This window comes from Stenotrophomonas sp. STEN031, from assembly GCF_056759975.1.
In genome coordinates this window covers 1-18,795 of the sequence record NZ_JBRREA010000072.1, presented here as the reverse complement: position 1 = coordinate 18,795, position 18,795 = coordinate 1, and the positions used below count along the sequence as shown (strand labels likewise).

At 64.0% G+C, this 18,795-nt stretch carries 19 protein-coding genes; 17 read left to right on the top strand and 2 right to left on the bottom strand.

All coding sequences use genetic code 11. The features are described 5' to 3' along the window. Nucleotides 1–295: 295 nt before the first annotated feature. Together ACVOLQ_RS20220 and ACVOLQ_RS20215 are read left to right on the top strand one after the other, a co-directional pair. Complete coding sequence (locus tag ACVOLQ_RS20220; RefSeq protein ID WP_481529102.1) at nucleotides 296–859, top strand: CcdC protein domain-containing protein; 564 nt, start codon at nucleotides 296–298, stop codon at nucleotides 857–859. Between the two features lie 67 nt (nucleotides 860–926). Beyond that, a complete protein-coding gene (locus ACVOLQ_RS20215; protein ID WP_313173344.1) occupies nucleotides 927–1,688 on the top strand; it encodes a YiiX/YebB-like N1pC/P60 family cysteine hydrolase in 762 nt (253 codons plus the stop codon). A gap of 288 nt (nucleotides 1,689–1,976) precedes the next feature. On the opposite strand, the gene ACVOLQ_RS20210 is transcribed toward ACVOLQ_RS20215, so the two are convergent. Then, a complete protein-coding gene (locus tag ACVOLQ_RS20210) occupies nucleotides 1,977–2,615 on the bottom strand; it encodes an OmpW/AlkL family protein (RefSeq protein WP_481529101.1) in 639 nt (212 codons plus the stop codon). 200 nt (nucleotides 2,616–2,815) lie between these two features. On the opposite strand from ACVOLQ_RS20210, the gene ACVOLQ_RS20205 reads away from it, so the two are divergent. The 6 genes from ACVOLQ_RS20205 to ACVOLQ_RS20180 all read left to right on the top strand — a co-directional run bounded on the left by ACVOLQ_RS20205 (nucleotide 2,816) and on the right by ACVOLQ_RS20180 (nucleotide 9,967). Further along, entirely contained in the window at nucleotides 2,816–3,379 is a 564-nt protein-coding gene (locus tag ACVOLQ_RS20205; protein WP_481529100.1) for a DNA-deoxyinosine glycosylase, read from the top strand. 180 nt (nucleotides 3,380–3,559) lie between these two features. Next, the gene (locus tag ACVOLQ_RS20200; RefSeq protein ID WP_481529099.1) at nucleotides 3,560–4,936 is read left to right on the top strand and encodes a dihydrolipoyllysine-residue acetyltransferase; all 1,377 of its coding nucleotides are present in this window, start codon (nucleotides 3,560–3,562) and stop codon (nucleotides 4,934–4,936) included. A gap of 5 nt (nucleotides 4,937–4,941) precedes the next feature. Beyond that, on the top strand, nucleotides 4,942–5,589 hold the full coding sequence (locus tag ACVOLQ_RS20195; RefSeq protein WP_481529098.1) for a hypothetical protein: 648 nt from the start codon (nucleotides 4,942–4,944) through the stop codon (nucleotides 5,587–5,589). A gap of 17 nt (nucleotides 5,590–5,606) precedes the next feature. Beyond that, nucleotides 5,607–7,757 carry a dihydrolipoyl dehydrogenase gene (lpdA, locus tag ACVOLQ_RS20190; RefSeq protein ID WP_481529097.1) on the top strand — a complete coding sequence of 717 codons (2,151 nt, stop codon included), beginning with the start codon at nucleotides 5,607–5,609 and terminating at the stop codon, nucleotides 7,755–7,757. 60 nt (nucleotides 7,758–7,817) lie between these two features. Further along, a complete protein-coding gene (locus ACVOLQ_RS20185; RefSeq protein WP_481529096.1) occupies nucleotides 7,818–8,519 on the top strand; it encodes a DUF6624 domain-containing protein in 702 nt (233 codons plus the stop codon). A gap of 167 nt (nucleotides 8,520–8,686) precedes the next feature. After that, nucleotides 8,687–9,967: a Xaa-Pro dipeptidase gene (locus ACVOLQ_RS20180; RefSeq protein WP_481529095.1), complete on the top strand. Its 1,281-nt coding sequence runs from the start codon at nucleotides 8,687–8,689 to the stop codon at nucleotides 9,965–9,967. Nucleotides 9,968–10,216: 249 nt separating this feature from the next. On the opposite strand, the gene ACVOLQ_RS20175 is transcribed toward ACVOLQ_RS20180, so the two are convergent. Next, entirely contained in the window at nucleotides 10,217–11,041 is an 825-nt protein-coding gene (locus tag ACVOLQ_RS20175) for a hypothetical protein (protein ID WP_313173336.1), read from the bottom strand. Nucleotides 11,042–11,469: 428 nt separating this feature from the next. On the opposite strand from ACVOLQ_RS20175, the gene ACVOLQ_RS20170 reads away from it, so the two are divergent. From ACVOLQ_RS20170 to ACVOLQ_RS20130, 9 genes are all read left to right on the top strand, one after another. Continuing rightward, on the top strand, nucleotides 11,470–11,835 hold the full coding sequence (locus tag ACVOLQ_RS20170) for a hypothetical protein (protein ID WP_313173335.1): 366 nt from the start codon (nucleotides 11,470–11,472) through the stop codon (nucleotides 11,833–11,835). A 24-nt stretch (nucleotides 11,836–11,859) separates the two neighbouring features. Next, nucleotides 11,860–12,657 carry a F0F1 ATP synthase subunit A gene (gene atpB, locus ACVOLQ_RS20165; RefSeq protein WP_313173334.1) on the top strand — a complete coding sequence of 266 codons (798 nt, stop codon included), beginning with the start codon at nucleotides 11,860–11,862 and terminating at the stop codon, nucleotides 12,655–12,657. 75 nt (nucleotides 12,658–12,732) lie between these two features. After that, nucleotides 12,733–13,035 carry a F0F1 ATP synthase subunit C gene (atpE, locus tag ACVOLQ_RS20160; protein ID WP_054661978.1) on the top strand — a complete coding sequence of 101 codons (303 nt, stop codon included), beginning with the start codon at nucleotides 12,733–12,735 and terminating at the stop codon, nucleotides 13,033–13,035. 112 nt (nucleotides 13,036–13,147) lie between these two features. Next, nucleotides 13,148–13,618, top strand: a complete 471-nt coding sequence (locus ACVOLQ_RS20155) for a F0F1 ATP synthase subunit B (RefSeq protein WP_293715039.1) — start codon at nucleotides 13,148–13,150, stop codon at nucleotides 13,616–13,618. Between the two features lie 3 nt (nucleotides 13,619–13,621). Further along, a complete protein-coding gene (locus ACVOLQ_RS20150; protein WP_293715042.1) occupies nucleotides 13,622–14,149 on the top strand; it encodes a F0F1 ATP synthase subunit delta in 528 nt (175 codons plus the stop codon). A 44-nt stretch (nucleotides 14,150–14,193) separates the two neighbouring features. Beyond that, nucleotides 14,194–15,741, top strand: a complete 1,548-nt coding sequence (gene atpA, locus ACVOLQ_RS20145; RefSeq protein WP_282272809.1) for a F0F1 ATP synthase subunit alpha — start codon at nucleotides 14,194–14,196, stop codon at nucleotides 15,739–15,741. A 77-nt stretch (nucleotides 15,742–15,818) separates the two neighbouring features. Next, nucleotides 15,819–16,682, top strand: coding sequence for a F0F1 ATP synthase subunit gamma (gene atpG / locus ACVOLQ_RS20140; RefSeq protein ID WP_057626866.1), 864 nt, complete (start codon nucleotides 15,819–15,821; stop codon nucleotides 16,680–16,682). 38 nt (nucleotides 16,683–16,720) lie between these two features. Continuing rightward, the gene (gene atpD / locus ACVOLQ_RS20135) at nucleotides 16,721–18,127 is read left to right on the top strand and encodes a F0F1 ATP synthase subunit beta (RefSeq protein ID WP_312916206.1); all 1,407 of its coding nucleotides are present in this window, start codon (nucleotides 16,721–16,723) and stop codon (nucleotides 18,125–18,127) included. An 83-nt stretch (nucleotides 18,128–18,210) separates the two neighbouring features. Further along, a complete protein-coding gene (locus tag ACVOLQ_RS20130) occupies nucleotides 18,211–18,633 on the top strand; it encodes a F0F1 ATP synthase subunit epsilon (protein ID WP_057626868.1) in 423 nt (140 codons plus the stop codon). The last annotated feature ends 162 nt before the right edge of the window (nucleotides 18,634–18,795 follow it).

Genomic DNA, 18,795 nt, shown 5'->3' with positions numbered 1-18,795 from the left:
AAAATGTAGTGCGTAGCCATGCTTGGCTGAGGCTCTCCCGGTAACACCCATGTAGGAGCGGCGTAAGCCGCGAAGCTGATATCGCCACCGGAGCCCGCGACATTGCGATCCGAAAGTGCGCTTGCTTGGTGGCTTACGCCGTTCCTACAGGTTTGGCATCCCGGTAAGGCCTCTGCCGAGCATGGCTCGGCACTACAGGTCGGGAATGTCGGTAAGGCTTCTGCCGAGCATGGCTCGGTACTACCGGTATCCGGCATGGCGTACTCTCTGGATCTGCATCCATGGATCAGCCCCCATGCCTGTGCTTTTCGCTCTGCCGCTGGCGATACTGGTTTTCGTCGCGATCCTGCTGCTGTTGATGCCGCTGTCGCTGTGGCAGCGCGTGCGCAGTGGCGGTGCGCGGCGGCAGGCGCGGCCCTGGCTGATCACCTTCAACTTCTGGGCAACGCTGGTATCCACCGGCATGTTCGCGGTGTTTGCCGGGGTCGCCGGCTTCTGGTGGTCCGGCGCCTGGAGTTACGCCGCGCTGGGTTGGCTGGCAGGCCTCTTGGTGGGCGTGCTCGGCCACTACCTGACCCGCTTCGAGCCTGGCCCGGAGGCGTTGCACTACAAGCCCAACACCTGGCTGGTGTTGGCATTGACCGCGATGATCGTGGTGCGTGTGGTCGCCGGCATGGTGCAGGGCTGGCAGGCATCGGTGAACGGCGTGCCATGGCCGGACACGGGCTGGCTCAGCCATGCCGGTCTGCTGGCGATGGCGGCCCTGTTGCTCGGTTATGCCGGCATGTATGCCTGGTTGCTGCGGCGCAGGGTACGTCATCACCAGCGCTATCGTCAGTTTGACCGCAGTCCTCGCTGAGCCCGTACCCGATGGCGAGTGGGGGCTGTCCCGGCTAGTCTGAGCGAAGCAGATTCGGAGATCGTGGATGGGAGTGCTGCAGTTCTTCGGGCGCCGTTTGGCGCACTTCCTGGCGCAGCCGCGTCGCAACCAGATGCGGCCGTCGACCAGCGACCCGGCGATGTTGTTGCGCACCTTGCGCCGTGGCGATGTGCTGCTGGTGGAGGGCAATAGCCGTTTCTCCACGGCCATCAAGTACCTGAGCCAGTCCACCTGGTCGCATGCGGCGCTGTATATCGGTGAGGAGCCCTTGCTCGAAGGTGGCAAACCGCAACCGATGTTGATCGACGTGGATGTGGAGCAGGGCGTGCGCCGCATTCCGTTGAGCGAGTTCGCCAATCAGCACACCCGTATCTGCCGTCCGCAGGGCCTTTCACCGGCGGTGGTGGATCAACTGGTCGGCTTCATGCGTGCACGCCTGGGTTATAGCTACGACCTGAAGAATGTCTTCGACCTGGCGCGATTCCTGATCCGGCAGCCGCCAGTACCGGGACATATGCGCCGTCGGCTGATCGCGTTGGGCAGTGGTGAGCCAACCAAGGCCATCTGTTCGACCTTGTTGGCGCAGGCCTTCGAGTCGATCCGCTACCCGATCCTGCCGGAGATCGAGACGGTGCTTGCGCAGGTGGGCGGTGCCGAGCAGTCGCAGGAGATCCTGCACATCCGCAACTACAGCCTGTACACGCCGCGCGATTTCGATGTGTCGCCATTCTTCGACGTGGTCAAGCCGCGGCTGCAGCACAACTTCGATTACCTGGCGCTGCAGTGGGGTGATGACGGCAGCCCTTAGTTTGCGTGGAAAGCTGCCCCCTCTCCCCAACCCCTCCTCTCCCGCGGGGGGAGAGGGGCGAAAGCAACAGCAACAACAGCAACGCAACTGCAGCGCAACAGCAACAGCTGCTTTTGTTGCAGTCACTGGGAATGCTTGCACTCGCTGTGCTCCAAGCCCCTCTCCCCTCGCGGGAGAGGGGTTGGGGAGAGGGGGGCACCCAAAAAAAAACACGGGCCGCGAACGGCCCGTGTTTCATTTGCAAGCGCTGCATTGCATCTACAACGGTATTGCCAGGAACATAGTCGCTTAGAAGCGTGCACCCAGGCCGAAGCCAACGGTCCACGGATCCAGCTTCAGCTCGCCAGCGTTCTGGCCGGCGACGCGCAGGTCAGGACGGGCGTGCATGTAGCGCGCATCGGCGCGGGCAAACCAGGTCGAGTTGATGTTCATGTCAACGCCGACGGTGCCGATCGCGCCCTTGGCGGTATCCACACCAACGTGGTTGCCGGTGCTGCCCAGGCCATCGATCTTCTCGTTGCTGAAGTTCGACTCGTAGTAACCCAGGCCGACGAACGGACGGAATACGTTGTCCGCCTGGCCGAAGTGGTACTGCGCGCTCAGTGCAAGCGGCTGCTGCTCGACGCTGCCGACCTTGGCGCCACCATCGGTGCGCACGCGGTGATCGAACTTGTCAGCGGCACCCCACAGTTCAACGGCGAAGTTGTCGTTGAAGTAGTAGCTGGCGCTGATCGTCGGTGCCGGACCGCCATCGACCTTGCCAATGCCGTCGATCGGGTCGTTCTTCGGCTGCAGCAGGCTGATGCCGCCAACCACGGCAAAATGCTTGCCCGATGCGGTATCGCCATTGCCATCCTGCGCGAACGCGGTGGAGGAAAGCGCAAGTGCGCTGAGCGTGGCAAGGCTGAGAATTTTGATGGAACGCATAACTGACTCCTCGTATTGCGATCGGGACTACGCTGTTATCTAGGCCCTCGTGATGGGGCGAGGCAACCCTAACGATGGCAAGATGAATCGCTCTAAACGCAAGGAGATTTCAGTGCCAATGCGTTCAGCGAAAAACAGAGGGATCCCATGGACACGAAGCATCGACAGAAATTTCCGTTCACGATGTTGTGGTGCGCGTGATGAGTGACGCACTGTTGCGGGGCCTGCCCGCGCAGCTATCGACCTCATGCCGCGTGCTGGTACTGGGCTCGATGCCGGGCGCGATATCGCTGCATGAATCGCGCTACTACGCGCATCCACGCAATCGCTTCTGGCCGCTGATGGCTGCGCTGTGTGGCTTCGAGGCGCAGCTGCCCTATGCGCAGCGCCTACAGTGTCTGCAACAATCGGGTATCGGCCTGTGGGACGTGATCGGGCAATGCCAACGTGTCGGCAGCCTGGATACGGCGATCGTGCGTGGCAGCGAAGTGCCCAACCCCATCCCGGCGTTGCTCGCCGGCCTGCCGCAGTTGCAGGCCATCGCCTGTAATGGTGCCGCGGCACACACTGCGTTCCAGCGATGGATCGCACCCGCTTTGCCGCCTTTGGCGGCTGCGCTGCCGGTGCTGGCCCTGGCGTCGACCAGCCCGGCCAATGCGGCATGGTCGTTGCCGCGCCTGACCGGGCAATGGCAAGTGCTGCAAGCGTGGTTGAATGCGCCCAATGGGGTGGTAACGCCTGCAACAAGGGGCTTGACCGGCTAGGACAGGCAGGACAGCCGGCAAGTCAGAACACGCGTCCAGGAGCAGACATTGCGGCCTTGTTGGCTCGGATGGCATGCCCTTGTCCGGGGACATACGCAGGCGAATTCAGTTGTAGCGGTTGGCGCTGCGGCCCGCTAACGCCACAATAGAGGATTCCCTCACTGTTGCTGGAGTAGTTTCATGGCCGAAATCAAGGAAGCACTTGTCCCCGATATCGGTGACTACAGCGACATTCCGGTGATCGAAGTGCTGGTCGCCGTAGGCGATACGGTCAAGAAGGACCAGGGGCTGGTCACGCTGGAATCGGACAAGGCCACGATGGAAGTGCCGTCGGCCTACGCCGGTGTGGTCAAGGAGCTGAAGGTCAAGGTTGGCGACGGCCTGTCCGAGGGCAAGGTCGTGGCCCTGATCGAGGTGAGCGAAGAGGCCGCCAAGCCGGCTGCCGCTGCTGCCCCGGCCGCCCCGGCCAAGATTGAAGCCACCGCCGAGACCGGCGCCAAGGTTGAGCCGGTGGCGGTTGCCCCGGTCGCCGACAAGCTGGCCCAGCGCGAGATCGCCCAGGAAGACTCGGTTACCACCAGCAAGCCGGCTACCCCGCCGGTGCAGTTCAATGCCGAAGGCGTGCTGCCGGCCAACGTGCCCTATGCCAGCCCGGCGGTGCGCGTGTTCGCCCGTGAGCTGGGCGTGGACCTGCAGCAGGTCAAGGGCACCGAGAAGGGCGGCCGCATCACCAAGACCGACGTGCAGAAGTTCGTCAAGGGCGCGCTGTCCGGCGGTGTTGCTGCCAGTGGCGGTGCCCCGGCGGCTGCCGGCGGTGGCCTGAACCTGCTGCCGTGGCCGAAGGTGGACTTCAGCAAGTTCGGCGAGACCGAAGTGGTGCAGCTGTCGCGCATCAAGAAGATCTCCGGCGCCAACCTGGCCCGCAACTGGGCGATGATTCCGCACGTCACCCAGTTCGACCAGGCCGACATCACCGATCTGGAAGCGCTGCGCGTGGCGCTGAACAAGGAAAACGAGAAGGCCGGCATCAAGCTGACCATGCTCGCCTTCCTGATCAAGGCCAGCGCCGCCGCGCTCAAGAAGTTCCCCGAGTTCAACGCTTCGCTGGATGCCAGCGGCGAGAACCTGACCCTGAAGAAGTACTTCAACATCGGTTTTGCCGCCGATACCCCGAACGGCCTGGTCGTGCCGGTGATCCGCGACGCCGACAAGAAGGGCGTGGTGCAGATTGCCCAGGAAACCGGCGAACTGGCCAAGAAGGCCCGCGACGGCAAGCTTGGCCCGGCCGACATGAGCGGCGGCTGCTTCTCGATCAGCTCGCTGGGTGGCATTGGCGGCACCGCCTTCACCCCGATCGTGAATGCGCCGGAAGTGGCCATCCTGGGTGTCTCCAAGTCCTCGATCCAGCCGGTCTGGAATGGCAAGGAATTCGCCCCGAAGCTGATGCTGCCGCTGTCGCTGAGCTATGACCACCGCGTCATCGACGGCGCCCTGGCCGCGCGTTTCACCACCTACCTGTCGCAGGTGCTGGCCGACATGCGGCGCGTGCTGCTGTGATGCCAGTGGCGCCGCGACGCGCCTTGTTGGCGCTGGTGTTGGCCGCCCTGACGGGCCCGGCACTGGCCGCCCGCCAGTGCCAGCCGGTGGTCGGCCAGGGTTGGCCGCCGGCGGTGGGCAACTACGGCCAGGCGGCGAGCAGCCTGCTCGGCGGCCAGGCCGAAGACGGCCTGTCGCTGCTGGTGCTGCCGGCCCGGGGCGTCGAGTCACAGGTGCTGCTGCGCCGCGACGCCGGCAACGGCCAGTGGATGGTGCTGGCCGGCATGGCCGACAAGCGCATCTACAACTGGAGCACGACGGCCGGTCGCGGTGGCGTCAACCTGCAACTCGACCAGGAGCCCGAGTTCGCCCAGGCACCGTTGCCCGATGCACTGGCACAGCGTCTGCTCGAGGTCTGGGGCAAGGCATTGGCTTCGCCGGAAGTGGCGGCGCGTGCGCCGGTCACCGAGGGCGAGGTGCTGTCCTTCACCGTCAACGGCGAGCGTTACAGCGGTCAGCGGCCGGGTTGCGGCCAGCTTGAAGCGCTGCAGGAACAGGCGGCGCTGTTGATCGAGCTGGCCCATAGCAAAGACAAAAAATACGAGAAGCGCTACGCCAACATCGAACGCGCGCTCGACAAGATGCATGACCGGTTCGTCGGCGATGCCGGCTGAGCCCACAGGAGAAAACAATGGCGACGATTGAAATCAAGGTTCCGGACATTGGCGACTACAACGACGTGCCGGTGATCGAGATTCTGGTGGCCGTGGGCGACACGGTGAAGAAGGACCAGGGTCTGGTCACACTGGAGTCGGACAAGGCCACGCTGGAAGTGCCGTCCTCGGCTGCGGGTGTGGTCAAGGAAATCAAGGTCAAGCTCGACGACAAGCTGTCCGAGGGCGATGTGGTGGTGATCCTGGAAGCTGAAGGCGAGGGCGCTGCCCCGGTCGCAGCCCCGGCACCTGCCGCCGCACCTGCGCCGGCTGCACAGCCTGCCGCGGCCGCCGCTCCGGCAGCCGTCAGCGCACCGGTTGCCGCTGCTGCGCCAGCCGCATCCGGCCCGATCGAGGTCAAGGTGCCGGACATCGGCGATTACCAGAACGTGCCGGTGATCGAGATCCTGGTCGCCGTCGGCGACACGGTGAAGAAGGACCAGGGCCTGGTCACGCTGGAATCGGACAAGGCCACGCTGGAAGTGCCGTCCTCGGCCGATGGCGTGGTCAAGGAAATCAAGGTCAAGCTGGACGACAAGCTGTCGGTCGGCGACGTGGTGGTGGTGCTGGAAGGCGCCGCCGCTGCCGCCCCGGCAGCGGCCAAGGCCGCCCCGGGCAGCAAGCCACCGGTGACCCCGTCGCACCGCGCGCCGGACCCGGCTGTCGCCGCCAAGGCGCTGCCGTCCAGTGGCCGCACCGCCGACATCGAGTGCCGCATCGTGGTGCTGGGCGCCGGCCCGGGCGGTTATACCGCCGCCTTCCGTGCCGCCGACCTGGGCATGGATACCGTGCTGATCGAGCGTTACGCCAGCCTCGGCGGCGTCTGCCTCAACGTCGGCTGCATCCCGTCCAAGGCCCTGCTGCACGCCGCTGAAATCATCGACCACGCCGCCCATGCCGACGAACTTGGCATTGAGTACGGCGCACCGAAGATCAGCTTGGACAAGCTGCGCGGCTACAAGGAAAAGGTCGTCGGTCAGCTGACCAAGGGCCTGGCCGGCATGGCCAAGCAGCGCAAGATCCGCACTGTGCATGGCCTGGCCAAGTTCATCTCGGCCAATGAGCTGGAAATCGTCGGCGACGACGGCAAGACCCAGTTGCTGCGCTTCGAGCAGTGCATCATCGCCGCCGGTTCGCAGGCGGTGAAGCTGCCGAACTTCCCGTGGGAAGACAAGCGCGTGATGGACTCCACCGATGCACTGGAACTGGCCGAAGTGCCGGGTTCGCTGCTCGTCGTCGGCGGCGGCATCATCGGCCTGGAAATGGCCACCGTGTACAGCGCCCTGGGCGCCAAGGTGACCGTGGTCGAGTTCATGGACCAGCTGATGCCGGGCGCCGACAAGGACCTGGTCAAGCCGCTGGCCGACCGCCTGAAGAAGCAGGGCATCGAGGTGCACCTGAAGACCAAGGCTGCGGGCGTTAGCGCCGACAAGAAGGGCATCACGGTGACCTTCGAGGCCGCTACCGAAGGCGAAAAGCCGGCGATGGAAAGCGGCACCTTCGATCGCGTGCTGGTTGCCGTGGGCCGCTCGGCCAATGGCAAGAAGATCGATGCCGACAAGGCCGGCGTCGAAGTCACCGACCGCGGCTTCATTCCGGTCGACCGGCAGATGCGCACCAACGTGCCGCATATCTTCGCCATCGGTGACATCGTCGGTAACCCGATGCTGGCGCACAAGGCCACGCACGAGGGCAAGCTGGCGGCTGAAGTCGCCTTCGGCGAGAAGAAGGAGTGGGTGGCACGGGTGATCCCGTCGGTGGCCTACACCAATCCGGAAATCGCCTGGGTTGGCGTCACCGAGACCGAGGCCAAGGCCAAGGGCCTGAAGGTGGGCGTGGCCAAGTTCCCGTGGGCGGCCAGCGGTCGCGCCATTGGCATCGCTCGCACCGAAGGCTTCACCAAGCTGATCTTCGACGAGGAAACCCATCGCGTGATCGGCGGTGCCATCGTCGGCGTGCACGCCGGTGAGCTGCTGGCCGAGATCGGCCTGGCCATCGAGATGGGCGCCGAGGCTGAGGACATCGGCCACACCATCCACGCCCACCCGACCCTGAGCGAGTCGGTGGCGATGGCCTCGGAGATCTACGACGGGACCATCACCGACCTGTATATCCCGAAGAAGAAGTAAGCCACACGACGCCCCCTCACCGGGGCGTCGCTGTTTCTGGCAGTCCAAAGGAGCAAGGGAATGTTGCGGATCACGGTGTTGGTTGGGCTGCTGTTCGCCGGCCCGGCGATTGCAGGGGAGCAGGACCCTGCGCTGGCCGCCGCCTTGCTGAAATGCCCTGGCGCGGCACCTTTCGTCGAGGCTGATGGCTTGCGCGCGCAAGCGCGCGGGAATGCGCAGACCGAAGCAGGATATTCGGAGCCGGCACTTCGCCAGCAGCTGCTGGACATGGCACAGGTTGACCAGGAAGCTCGCCAGGGTGAGTGGACGCGGGCCATGGTCGAGAACCTGCAGGCAGTGGATGCCGCAAATCTGCCGCGTATCAAGCAGATCGTGGCCACGCATGGTGGTCTGCCCAGTGCAGCGCAGGTCGGGAGCGATGCGGTTTCCGCCGCCTGGTTGCTGGTGCAGCATGCCGATGCTGACGTCGCGTTCCAGCGCCAGGTAGTGGGCAGCATTGAGCCCATGGTGCAGCGTGGTGAGATATCGGCGCACGATTTCGCGTTGCTGACCGACCGCGTACTGGTCAACAGCGGCGAGCTGCAGCGCTATGGCAGCCAGCTCCTGGCAGTCGATGGCCGTTGGCAGGCCAAGCCGATGGAGGCGCCGGAGCAGGTTGATCAGCGCCGCGCCGGCATCGGCCAGATGCCGTTGGCCGATTACATCTGCGTGGCGACGCAGATGTTTCCGGTGCCGCCTGCCGCGGCACCACCTCAGAACTGATCCCGGGCACGCCGGGCTGCCCCTGTCGCGGTGTCGGTAATTCCAAGCAACGCCCTGCCTGTCGAGGCGTTGTTGTTTCCGGACCCCGGCCAGTTGCTCGCCCCGCAGGCTTGGCGCAAGCTGGCGCCGCTGGACCCTGACGTCACCCATTGCCCCGGGGAACGATGATGCGAACCAGAGTGCGCGTGCCAGCTCTTGCGCTGGTCGTTGTCGGTGTTTGTGTATCCATGGTGGCGCACGCTGGAACCAGCGTGGTCAGTGCCGCACGCCTGTTGGACGTGCGCAGCGGCCGCTATGTGCAGCAACCGCAGATCGAGATCGTCGATGGCAGGATCAGCCGCATCGGCCGCGCCGGCGATCCGCTGCCCGCCGGTGCCGAGCACATCGACCTGGGCGCGCGCACCCTGCTGCCGGGCCTGATCGACATGCATGTGCACCTGACCATCGATCCCACCCTGGGCGGCTACCAGGGGCTGGAATACACCGACAACTTCTGGACCGTGGTGGGCGTGGTCAATGCGCGGCGCACGCTGCGCGCGGGCTTCACCACGGTGCGCAATCTCGGTTCGGCCGGCTTCGATGATGTGGCCTTGAAGCAGGCCATCGAGGCCGGTTACATCGATGGGCCGCGTATCGTGCCGGCCACCTTTGCGATTGGCGCTACCGGTGGGCATTGCGACGGTGGTGGCCTGCCGCCATCGGTGACCGTGCCCAATCCCGGTGCGGCCGACGGCCCGGACGCGATCCGCGCCACGGTGCGCAAGCTGCGCAAATTCGGGGCCGAGGTGATCAAGTTCTGCGGCACTGGCGGGGTGATGTCCAAGGGGACGACGCTGGGCGAGCAGCAATACAGCCAGGAGGAGATGCAGGCGCTGGTGGAGGAGGCGCACCGGCTGGGCATGAAGGTGGCGGTGCATGCGCATGGCAGCAGCGGCATCAACGCGGCCATCCGCGCCGGTACTGACACCATCGAGCATGCCAGCCTGGCCGATGCGGAGTCATTCAAGTTGGCGCGCGCGCAGGGCACCTGGTTTTCGATGGATATCTACGGCAGTGATTACATCCTTGCCGAGGGTGAGAACAATGGCTTGTTCGCCGAGTCGCTGCAGAAGGAGCGGCAGGTGGGACGCAAGCAGCGCGAAACCTTCCGCGACGCGCATGCAGCCGGCGTGCGGATGGTGTTTGGTTCCGACGCGGGGGTGTACCCGCACGGCGACAACGCACGTCAGTTCGGCAAGATGGTGGAATGGGGCATGACGCCGTTGCAGGCGATCCGTGCGGCGACGCTTGATGCGGCCGAAGCACTGGGGCGGCAGACGGACGTCGGGGCGTTGGAAGTGGGGCGCTTCGGCGACATGCTCGCGGTCGACGGCGATCCGTTGCAGGACGTTGCGGTGCTGACGCGACCGGCGGCGGTGGTGAAAGGCGGGCGCTTGTTGCAGCCCTAGGGCGTGTAGCCCCTCTCCCGCATGCGGGAGAGGGGTTGGGGTGAGGGTGCTTGTGGGCGCAGCGGTGCTGCGCTTGGGGATTGCCGGTAAAGCCTCTGCCGAGCATGGCTCGGCACTACATGCCGCGCTCCCGTTCTTTGGAAGAGGGGCTTGGCGCAGCGGTGCTGCGTTTGCGGCCTTGCCGGTAGAGCCTCTGCCGAGCATGGCTCGGCACTGCATGCGCCTCTCGCGCTTGCGGGAGGGCCGCTTCTAGAACGACAGGCTCACGCCCGCCACCGGGCCCTTGAACTCCTGCTTCAGGCCGATGACGCCATCGCTGCCCTTCTGGTCCACGTCCAGCTTGAACCAGTCGTAGCCGGCGAAAATGCCGAAGTTCTTGTTGACGTTGTACTGCACGATCGCATTGGCGCGGCTGAGGTCGCCCTTGTAATCATCGAAGTTGCCCCAGCTTGTATTGAGGTATTGGCCCTGCAGGTTGATCAGCCAATGCTCCGAAGGCGTGAAGCTCAAGCGCGCGCCAACCACCGGTGCGATGCCGTCGGCCTTCTCGTTGAGGAAGCGACCCTGGTAGACATCGCCTACATCGGCGTAGGCGTCGGCACTGATCTTGGCGTACTCGGCACCGAGCTGCAGGCCCAGGTCGAAACGATCACCATCAACCACCGAGTAGTCGTAGACCAGCGTTGCCACCTGGTACTTCAGTTCGCCCTTGACGAAGCTGCCTGCAGGTACCGTGGTGTCGCCCCAACTGACGCCTTCGTCCAGCGTCTCGCGGCGGTCCTTGTCGTACTTGAAGTAGTCGAAGATCAGCCGCTGGCGATCACTGATGCGGAACAGGCCATCCACGCGCGGCTCCCACTCCTTGCCGCCCAGGCTGAAGTCCTCGGACAGGTTGATGTCCTGGCCTGCAACCGTGGTGCTGCCGCGGATGGTGTTGTCGGTGTCGATGTTCATTGCGCCAAGCCGCAGCGTGAAACGCGGATCGCCTTCGGCGGCTTGCGCAGGCAGTGCATGGATCAGAGCGAGTGTGAGTGCGCACGGAGCAAGTGCGAGAATGTAGCGGGAGTTGCGCATGCCATTACCTGATGTTGCGTTGGAGCGCTTGACCTTCGCCGATCCGGTGTAGAGAGGGGTGAGCGCAGCGTGCAGGCAATGTGTACGCGAAGATCAATTGCGGTGAGGTGGTGCCGCCGAGGGCGTGCGACACCACCTCACCCGAGCCCGCGCACCCGCCCGACGAGGTAGCGGATGGTGGACTGCGAAGGTCTGACCGGCAGGTTCCCTGGAAGTTCCCGTGTTGCAGCGCAATATCCATTGTCCCGCATGGCCCCCGGGTGGCCGCGCGGAAGGGGAAAAAACGTGATATTGCGGCCACTTGCATAGTCAAATGGGGATAAATGCCGGTTGTCTCGCAAATTGTCCCGCTGTTATACTTTCGCGGCTCGACGAGACGCCTTTGCGCGATTCGGCTCTTCCCTTTACCTGAAGCAGGACACTTTGACGTGCTGAACTCCGTTGACGCGGGTCGGCGACTGATGTTGCGCGCCGCGGTCTACCCGCTGGCCGCAGTGGTGGTCCTGGCTCTGGCCTTCCTCTTCGTGGGGCCAAAGCATGCGCTGGGTGCCCTTGTTTCGGGCCTGGCGGTGGTGGCAGGGACGGCGCTGGCCGCGTGGGTGGGGCTCGGTGGCGGCGTTCAGGCCGCTGGTTCAGCAATGGTCCGCCTGTTCCTGGGGTTCATGCTGAAGATTGTGCTGATTGTTGCCGTGCTGGGAATGGCTTTTTTCTGGTGGCGACTTCCTCCTTTGGCTCTGCTGGCGGCAATTCCAGTGGCGCTGATGTTCCAGGTTCTGGCTCTGGCCAGACGTTGATTCACTCATAAAGGTTCCGGACACATGGCGGGCGAGGCTCTAACTCCTACCACGTACATCCAGCATCACCTGCAGAATCTGACCGCCAAGGTCGGGGACGGCGGTAGCTTCTGGACGATCCACGTCGATACCATCGTCACCGCGGTCCTGATGGGCCTGCTGATGGTGTTCGCCTTCTGGATGGCAACCCGCAAGGCCACGGCAGGTGTGCCGGGCAAGTGGCAGGCCTTCGTCGAGATCTGCCTGGAGTTCGTTGACCGCCAGGCCAAGGACACCTACCACGGCAAGAGCAAGCTGATCACGCCCATCGCGATCACCATCTTCTTCTGGATCCTGTTGATGAACCTCATCAAGATGATCCCGGCCGATTTCATCGCCAAGCCGCTTGAGCTGGCAGGCATCCACTACTGGAAGCCGGTGCCGACCGCCGACGTCAATGCCACCCTGGGCATGTCGATCAGCGTGTTCATCCTGATGATCTTCTTCGCGCTGAAGTCCAAGGGCATCGGCGGCTTCGTCAAGGAATTCCTGACGGCCCCGTTCGGCAAGTGGATGATGCCGTTCAACCTGATCCTCAACATCGTCGAGTGGCTGAGCAAGCCGATCTCCCTGGCGATGCGACTGTTCGGCAACATGTTCGGCGGCGAGATCGTCTTCCTGCTGATCTGGGTGCTGGGCGGCGCCGGTGTATTCGGTGCCGTTGCCGGTGGCGTGTTCGGCCTTGGCTGGATGCTGTTCCACCTGCTGGTGATCCCGCTGCAGGCCTTCATCTTCATGATGTTGACCATCGTGTACTTGAGCCTGTCGGAAGACAGTCACTAAAGTTACAAGCTTCACCCAGTTTCAACCTTCATCCGTTTCATCACCCTTAGCTACTTAAAGTTCCTGGAGATAACCATGTACTTCGCCGTCCTGACCAACCTCGCCCAAGTTCAGAGCTCCACCGCCCTTGCCGTCGGCATCATGATCGGCCTGGCCGCGCTGGGCGCCGGCCTCGGTCTGGCCATCATGGCTGGTAAGTTCCTGGAATCGGCCGCTCGCCAGCCGGAACTGATCCCGGTCCTGCAGGTCCGCATGTTCATCACCGCCGGCCTGATCGACGCCGCATTCATCATCTCGGTCGCCGTTGGCCTGCTGCTGGCCTTCGCCAACCCGCTGGCTGCTGCCCTGCTGGCCGAAGCCGCCAAGCTGGCCGGCTGATCCAGCTGCAGTGAGACGGTCGGGTGCCTGCTGGCACCCGACTTCGGATGAAGGTTCGGTTGTGCCGCCACGGCGGCACGACCACCCCCGACACCAGCGATCGAGCTAATTCATGAATATCAATCTCACCCTCTTTGCACAGGCCCTGGCCTTTGCTTTGCTGATCTGGATCATCGCGACCAAGATCTGGCCGCCGTTGTTGAAGGCCATTGAAGAGCGCCAGCAGAAGATCGCTGAGGGCTTGGCCGCTGCCGACCGCAGCCAGAAAGACCTGGCCCAGGCGGAAGTGAAGGTCAACGAGGCGCTGAAGGAAGCCCGTGGCAAGGCCAACGAGATCATCGACCAGGCGCATGCCCGTGCGAACCAGATCGTTGAAGCCGCCAAGAACGAAGCCATCGCCGAAGCCAACCGCCAGAAAGAACTGGCCCAGGCTGAAATCGACGCTGCCGCCAACCGTGCCCGCGAAGATCTGCGCAAGCAGGTGTCCGCCCTGGCCGTGACCGGCGCCGAAAAGCTGCTCAAGCGCGAAATCGATGCCAACGCCCACAAGGCGCTGCTCGACGAGCTGGCTGCGGAGATCTGATCGATGAGCCAGGCCCTCACGCTTGCCCGCCCGTACGCCCGCGCCGCTTTTGCGATTGCGCGTGAGGAAGGCAAGTTCGCGCCGTGGTCGGACGCGCTTGCGTTCTCCGCCCGCGTTGCAGCCGATCCGCGCGTGTCGGCCTTGCTGTCGAATCCGCAGCTGAGCCGCGGCGATGCCGTCGCCCTGCTGACCCCGGACGCGACCAGCGAGACCTACGGTCGCTTCCTGGCCCTGCTGGCCGAAGGCCGCCGCCTGCAGCAACTGCCGGAAATCTCCGGTCTGTTCGAGCAGCTGCGCGCTGAAGCCGAACACGTGGTCAAGGCCACCGTCACCTCGGCCGCCGAACTGTCGGGCGAGGAACTGGACAAGATCAAGGCTGCGCTGCGCAAGCGTTTCGGCCGCGACGTCGAGGTATCGACCGCGGTGGACGCTTCGCTGATCGGCGGCGCCGTGATCGATGCCGGCGACGTGGTCATCGATGGCTCGCTCAAGGGCAAGCTGTCGCGCCTGCAGACCGCGCTCGCACACTGAATTCACATTACCGTCCGGCCACAAGCCGGCACTAGGACTTGACGATGGCTACCACGCTCAACCCCTCTGAAATCAGCGAACTGATCAAGACCCGCATCGAGAAGGTCGCCCTGTCCGCGGAATCGCGCAACGAAGGCACCGTCACCAGCGTGTCCGACGGCATCGTGCGCATCTTCGGTCTGGCCGACGTGATGCAGGGCGAAATGATCGAACTGCCGAACAACACCTTTGCCCTGGCACTGAACCTGGAGCGCGACTCGGTCGGCGCCGTGGTCCTGGGCGACTACCAGAACCTGCGCGAAGGCGACGTGGCCAAGACCACCGGCCGCATCCTGGAAGTGCCGGTGGGCCCGGAAATGCTCGGCCGCGTTGTCAACGCGCTGGGTGAGCCGATCGACGGCAAGGGCCCGCTGGGCACCGCGCTGACCGCCCCGGTGGAGCGTGTTGCACCGGGCGTGATCTGGCGCAAGTCGGTCGACCAGCCGGTGCAGACCGGTTACAAGTCGGTCGACTCGATGATCCCGATCGGCCGTGGCCAGCGCGAGCTGATCATCGGTGACCGCCAGACCGGCAAGACGGCCATGGCGATCGACGCCGTGATCAACCAGAAGGGTACCGGCATCAAGTGCGTGTACGTCGCGATCGGCCAGAAGGCTTCGACCGTGGCCAACATCGTGCGCAAGCTGGAAGAAAACGGCGCCCTGGCCCACACCGTGGTCGTGGCTGCCACCGCTTCCGAATCGGCTGCGATGCAGTACATCAGCGCCTACGCTGGCTGCACCATGGGCGAGTACTTCATGGACCGCGGCGAAGACGCCCTGATCGTGTACGACGATCTGTCCAAGCAGGCTGTTGCCTACCGCCAGATCTCGCTGCTGCTGAAGCGTCCGCCGGGCCGCGAAGCCTACCCGGGTGACGTGTTCTACCTGCACTCCCGCCTGCTCGAGCGTGCAGCTCGCGTGTCGGAAGAGTATGTCGAGAAGTTCACCAACGGCGCCGTCACCGGCAAGACCGGTTCGCTGACCGCACTGCCGATCATCGAAACCCAGGCTGGCGACGTTTCCGCGTTCGTTCCGACCAACGTGATCTCGATCACCGACGGCCAGATCTTCCTGGAAACCGACCTGTTCAACGCCGGTATCCGTCCGGCCGTCAACGCCGGTATCTCGGTGTCGCGCGTGGGTGGTTCGGCCCAGACCAAGATCATCAAGAAGCTGTCCGGCGGTATTCGTATCTCGCTGGCCCAGTACCGTGAGCTGGCTGCGTTCGCGCAGTTCGCCTCGGACCTGGACGAAGCGACCCGCAAGCAGCTGGAGCGCGGCCAGCGCGTCACCGAGCTGATGAAGCAGAAGCAGTACGCACCGATGTCGATCGCCGACCAGGCGCTGTCGATCTACGCCGTCAACGAGGGCTTCCTCGACGACGTGCCGGTCAACAAGCTGCTCTCGTTCGAAGCCGGCCTGCACGCCCACTTCGCCAACACCGCAGGTGAGTTGACCTCCAAGATCAACAGCACCGGCGCCTGGAACGACGACATCGAAGCTGCCTTCAAGAAGGGCATCGCCGATTTCAAGAGCACCGGCACCTGGTAAGAGCGTATGTAGAGTGGAGCCTTGCTCCGCTTCACACTGATAAAGCGGGGCACAGCCCCGCTCTATGGGAATAAGAGATGGCAAGCGGACGCGAAATCAAAACCAAGATCAAGAGCGTGCAGAACACCCGCAAGGTGACGCGCGCGCTCGAAATGGTCTCGGCCTCCAAGATCCGCAAGGCGCAGGATCGGATGAAGACCTCGCGTCCGTACGCGCAGGCGATGAAGCAGGTGATTGGTCACCTGGCCCAGGCCAGCACCGATTTCCAGCACCCGTTCCTGGTCGAGCGTGAGCAGGTCAAGCGCGTGGGTTACATCGTGATCTCTTCCGATCGCGGTCTGGCCGGTGGCCTGAACAACAACCTGTTCCGCAAGACGGTCGCGGAAATGCGCGACTGGCAGGACAAGGGCGCCGAGATCGACGTGGTGACCGTTGGCCAGAAGGCCGGCGCGTTCTTCCGTCGCGTCAACGTCAACATGGCTGCCTCGGTGGCCAACATCGGCGACCAGCCCAAGCTGGAAACGCTGATCGGCGTGATCAAGGTCATGCTCGATGCCTTCACCGAAGGCAAGGTTGACCGCGTCTACCTGGTCTACAACCGCTTCATCAACACGATGACGCAGAAGGCCAGCTTCGACCAGCTGCTGCCGTTGCCGGCCGCCGAAAAGCAGGTGGCTTCGCACGACTGGGATTACCTGTACGAGCCCGACGCGGCAACCGTGCTTGAGCACGTGATCACCCGCTACATCGAATCGTTGGTGTATCAGGCGGTGCTGGAGAATGTTGCCTCCGAGCACGCAGCTCGCATGGTGGCGATGAAGGCGGCAAGCGACAACGCGAACAAGATGATCGGAACCCTGCAGCTGGTCTACAACAAGGCCCGCCAGGCAGCGATCACCCAGGAAATCTCCGAAATCGTCAGCGGCGCGGCAGCGGTCTAACGCGCGCAGTCAACAGCACACATTTAGAGGATGCAGCAATGAGTCAGGGCAAGATCGTTCAGATCATCGGCGCGGTCGTCGACGTCGAATTCCCGCGCACCGACGTGCCGAAGGTGTACGACGCGCTGAAGGTCGACAACACCGAAATCACGCTGGAAGTCCAGCAGCAGCTGGGTGACGGTATCGTCCGCGCGATCGCGCTGGGCTCGACCGACGGCCTGAAGCGTGGCCTGGTTGCCACCAACACCAACCGCGCCATCTCGGTGCCGGTCGGCGCTGGCACCCTGGGCCGCATCATGGACGTGCTGGGTCGCCCGATCGACGAAGCCGGCCCGGTGCAGGCGTCGGACAGCTGGGAAATCCACCGTTCGGCCCCGTCGTATGAAGACCAGTCTTCCTCGACCGAGCTGCTGGAAACCGGCATCAAGGTCATCGACCTGATGTGCCCGTTCGCCAAGGGCGGCAAGGTTGGCCTGTTCGGCGGCGCCGGCGTCGGCAAGACCGTCAACATGATGGAGCTGATCAACAACATCGCCAAGGCGCACAGCGGTCTGTCCGTGTTCGCCGGCGTGGGTGAGCGTACCCGTGAGGGCAACGACTTCTACCACGAAATGAAGGACTCCAACGTCCTGGACAAGGTGGCGATGGTGTACGGCCAGATGAACGAGCCGCCGGGCAACCGTCTGCGCGTTGCACTGACCGGCCTGACCATGGCGGAGTACTTCCGTGATGAGAAGGACGCCAGCGGCAAGGGCAAGGACGTGCTGCTGTTCGTCGACAACATCTACCGCTACACCCTGGCCGGTACCGAAGTGTCGGCACTGCTGGGTCGTATGCCGTCGGCCGTGGGTTACCAGCCGACCCTGGCCGAGGAAATGGGCGTCCTGCAGGAGCGCATCACCTCGACCAAGTCCGGCTCGATCACCTCGATCCAGGCCGTGTACGTGCCCGCCGATGACTTGACCGATCCGTCGCCGGCCACCACGTTCGCCCACTTGGACTCGACCGTGACCCTGTCGCGTTCGATCGCCTCGCTGGGTATCTACCCGGCCGTGGATCCGCTGGACTCGACCTCGCGCCAGATGGACCCGCAGGTCATCGGCAGCGAGCACTACGACACCGCACAGCGCGTCCAGCAGACCCTGCAGAAGTACAAGGAACTGAAGGACATCATTGCCATCCTGGGTATGGACGAACTGTCCCAGGAAGACAAGGAAGCCGTGTCGCGCGCCCGTAAGATCGAGCGCTTCTTCAGCCAGCCGTTCCACGTGGCCGAAGTGTTCACCGGCTCGCCGGGCAAGTACGTGCCGCTGAAGGACACCATCCGTGGCTTCAAGGCCATCGTCGATGGCGAATACGACCACCTGCCGGAGCAGGCGTTCTACATGGTCGGCGGCATCGAAGAAGCGGTCGAGAAGGCCAAGAAGATGGCCGAGAAGGCCTAATTCCCACGTAGGGCGGAGTTCGCTCCGCCCACGCGGCAACCTGCGGTGGGCGCAGGCCCACCCAACCAGGCGAAGAGAGATCCATGAGCACCATCCGTTGCGACATCGTCAGTGCCGAGCAGCAGATCTTCAGCGGCGAAGCGACCCTGGTCGTGGCCACCGGTGAGCTGGGCGAGCTGGGCATCGCGCCCAAGCACGCACCGCTGATCACCCGTCTGAAGCCGGGCAAGGTCGTGGTCACCACTGCTGCCGGGGAACACCTGGATTTCGCCATTTCCGGCGGCATCCTGGAAGTACAGCCGCAGGTCGTGACCGTGCTGGCCGACACCGCCATCCGTGCGAGCGACATCGATGAAGCATCGGTGCGCAAGGCCAAGGAAGAAGCCGAGCGCGTGCTGGCCCACCGTGGCGAAGCCATGGAGCTGGCCGAGGCGCAGCAGAAGCTGGCCGAAGTCACTGCCCAGCTGCAGGCATTGGAGCGTCTGCGCCGCAACCTCAAGCACTGAGGCCTGCAGCAACGCCCAGAAAAACGCCGGCCAACGCCGGCGTTTTTTTTTGCCCCGCTTTTGTAGTGCCGAGCCATGCTCGGCAGGGGCCTTACACCGCATTTTCCCTAGTGCCGAGCCATGCTCGGCAGTATGCTCCCCAGGCTAGCCCCTGCGGAGCAT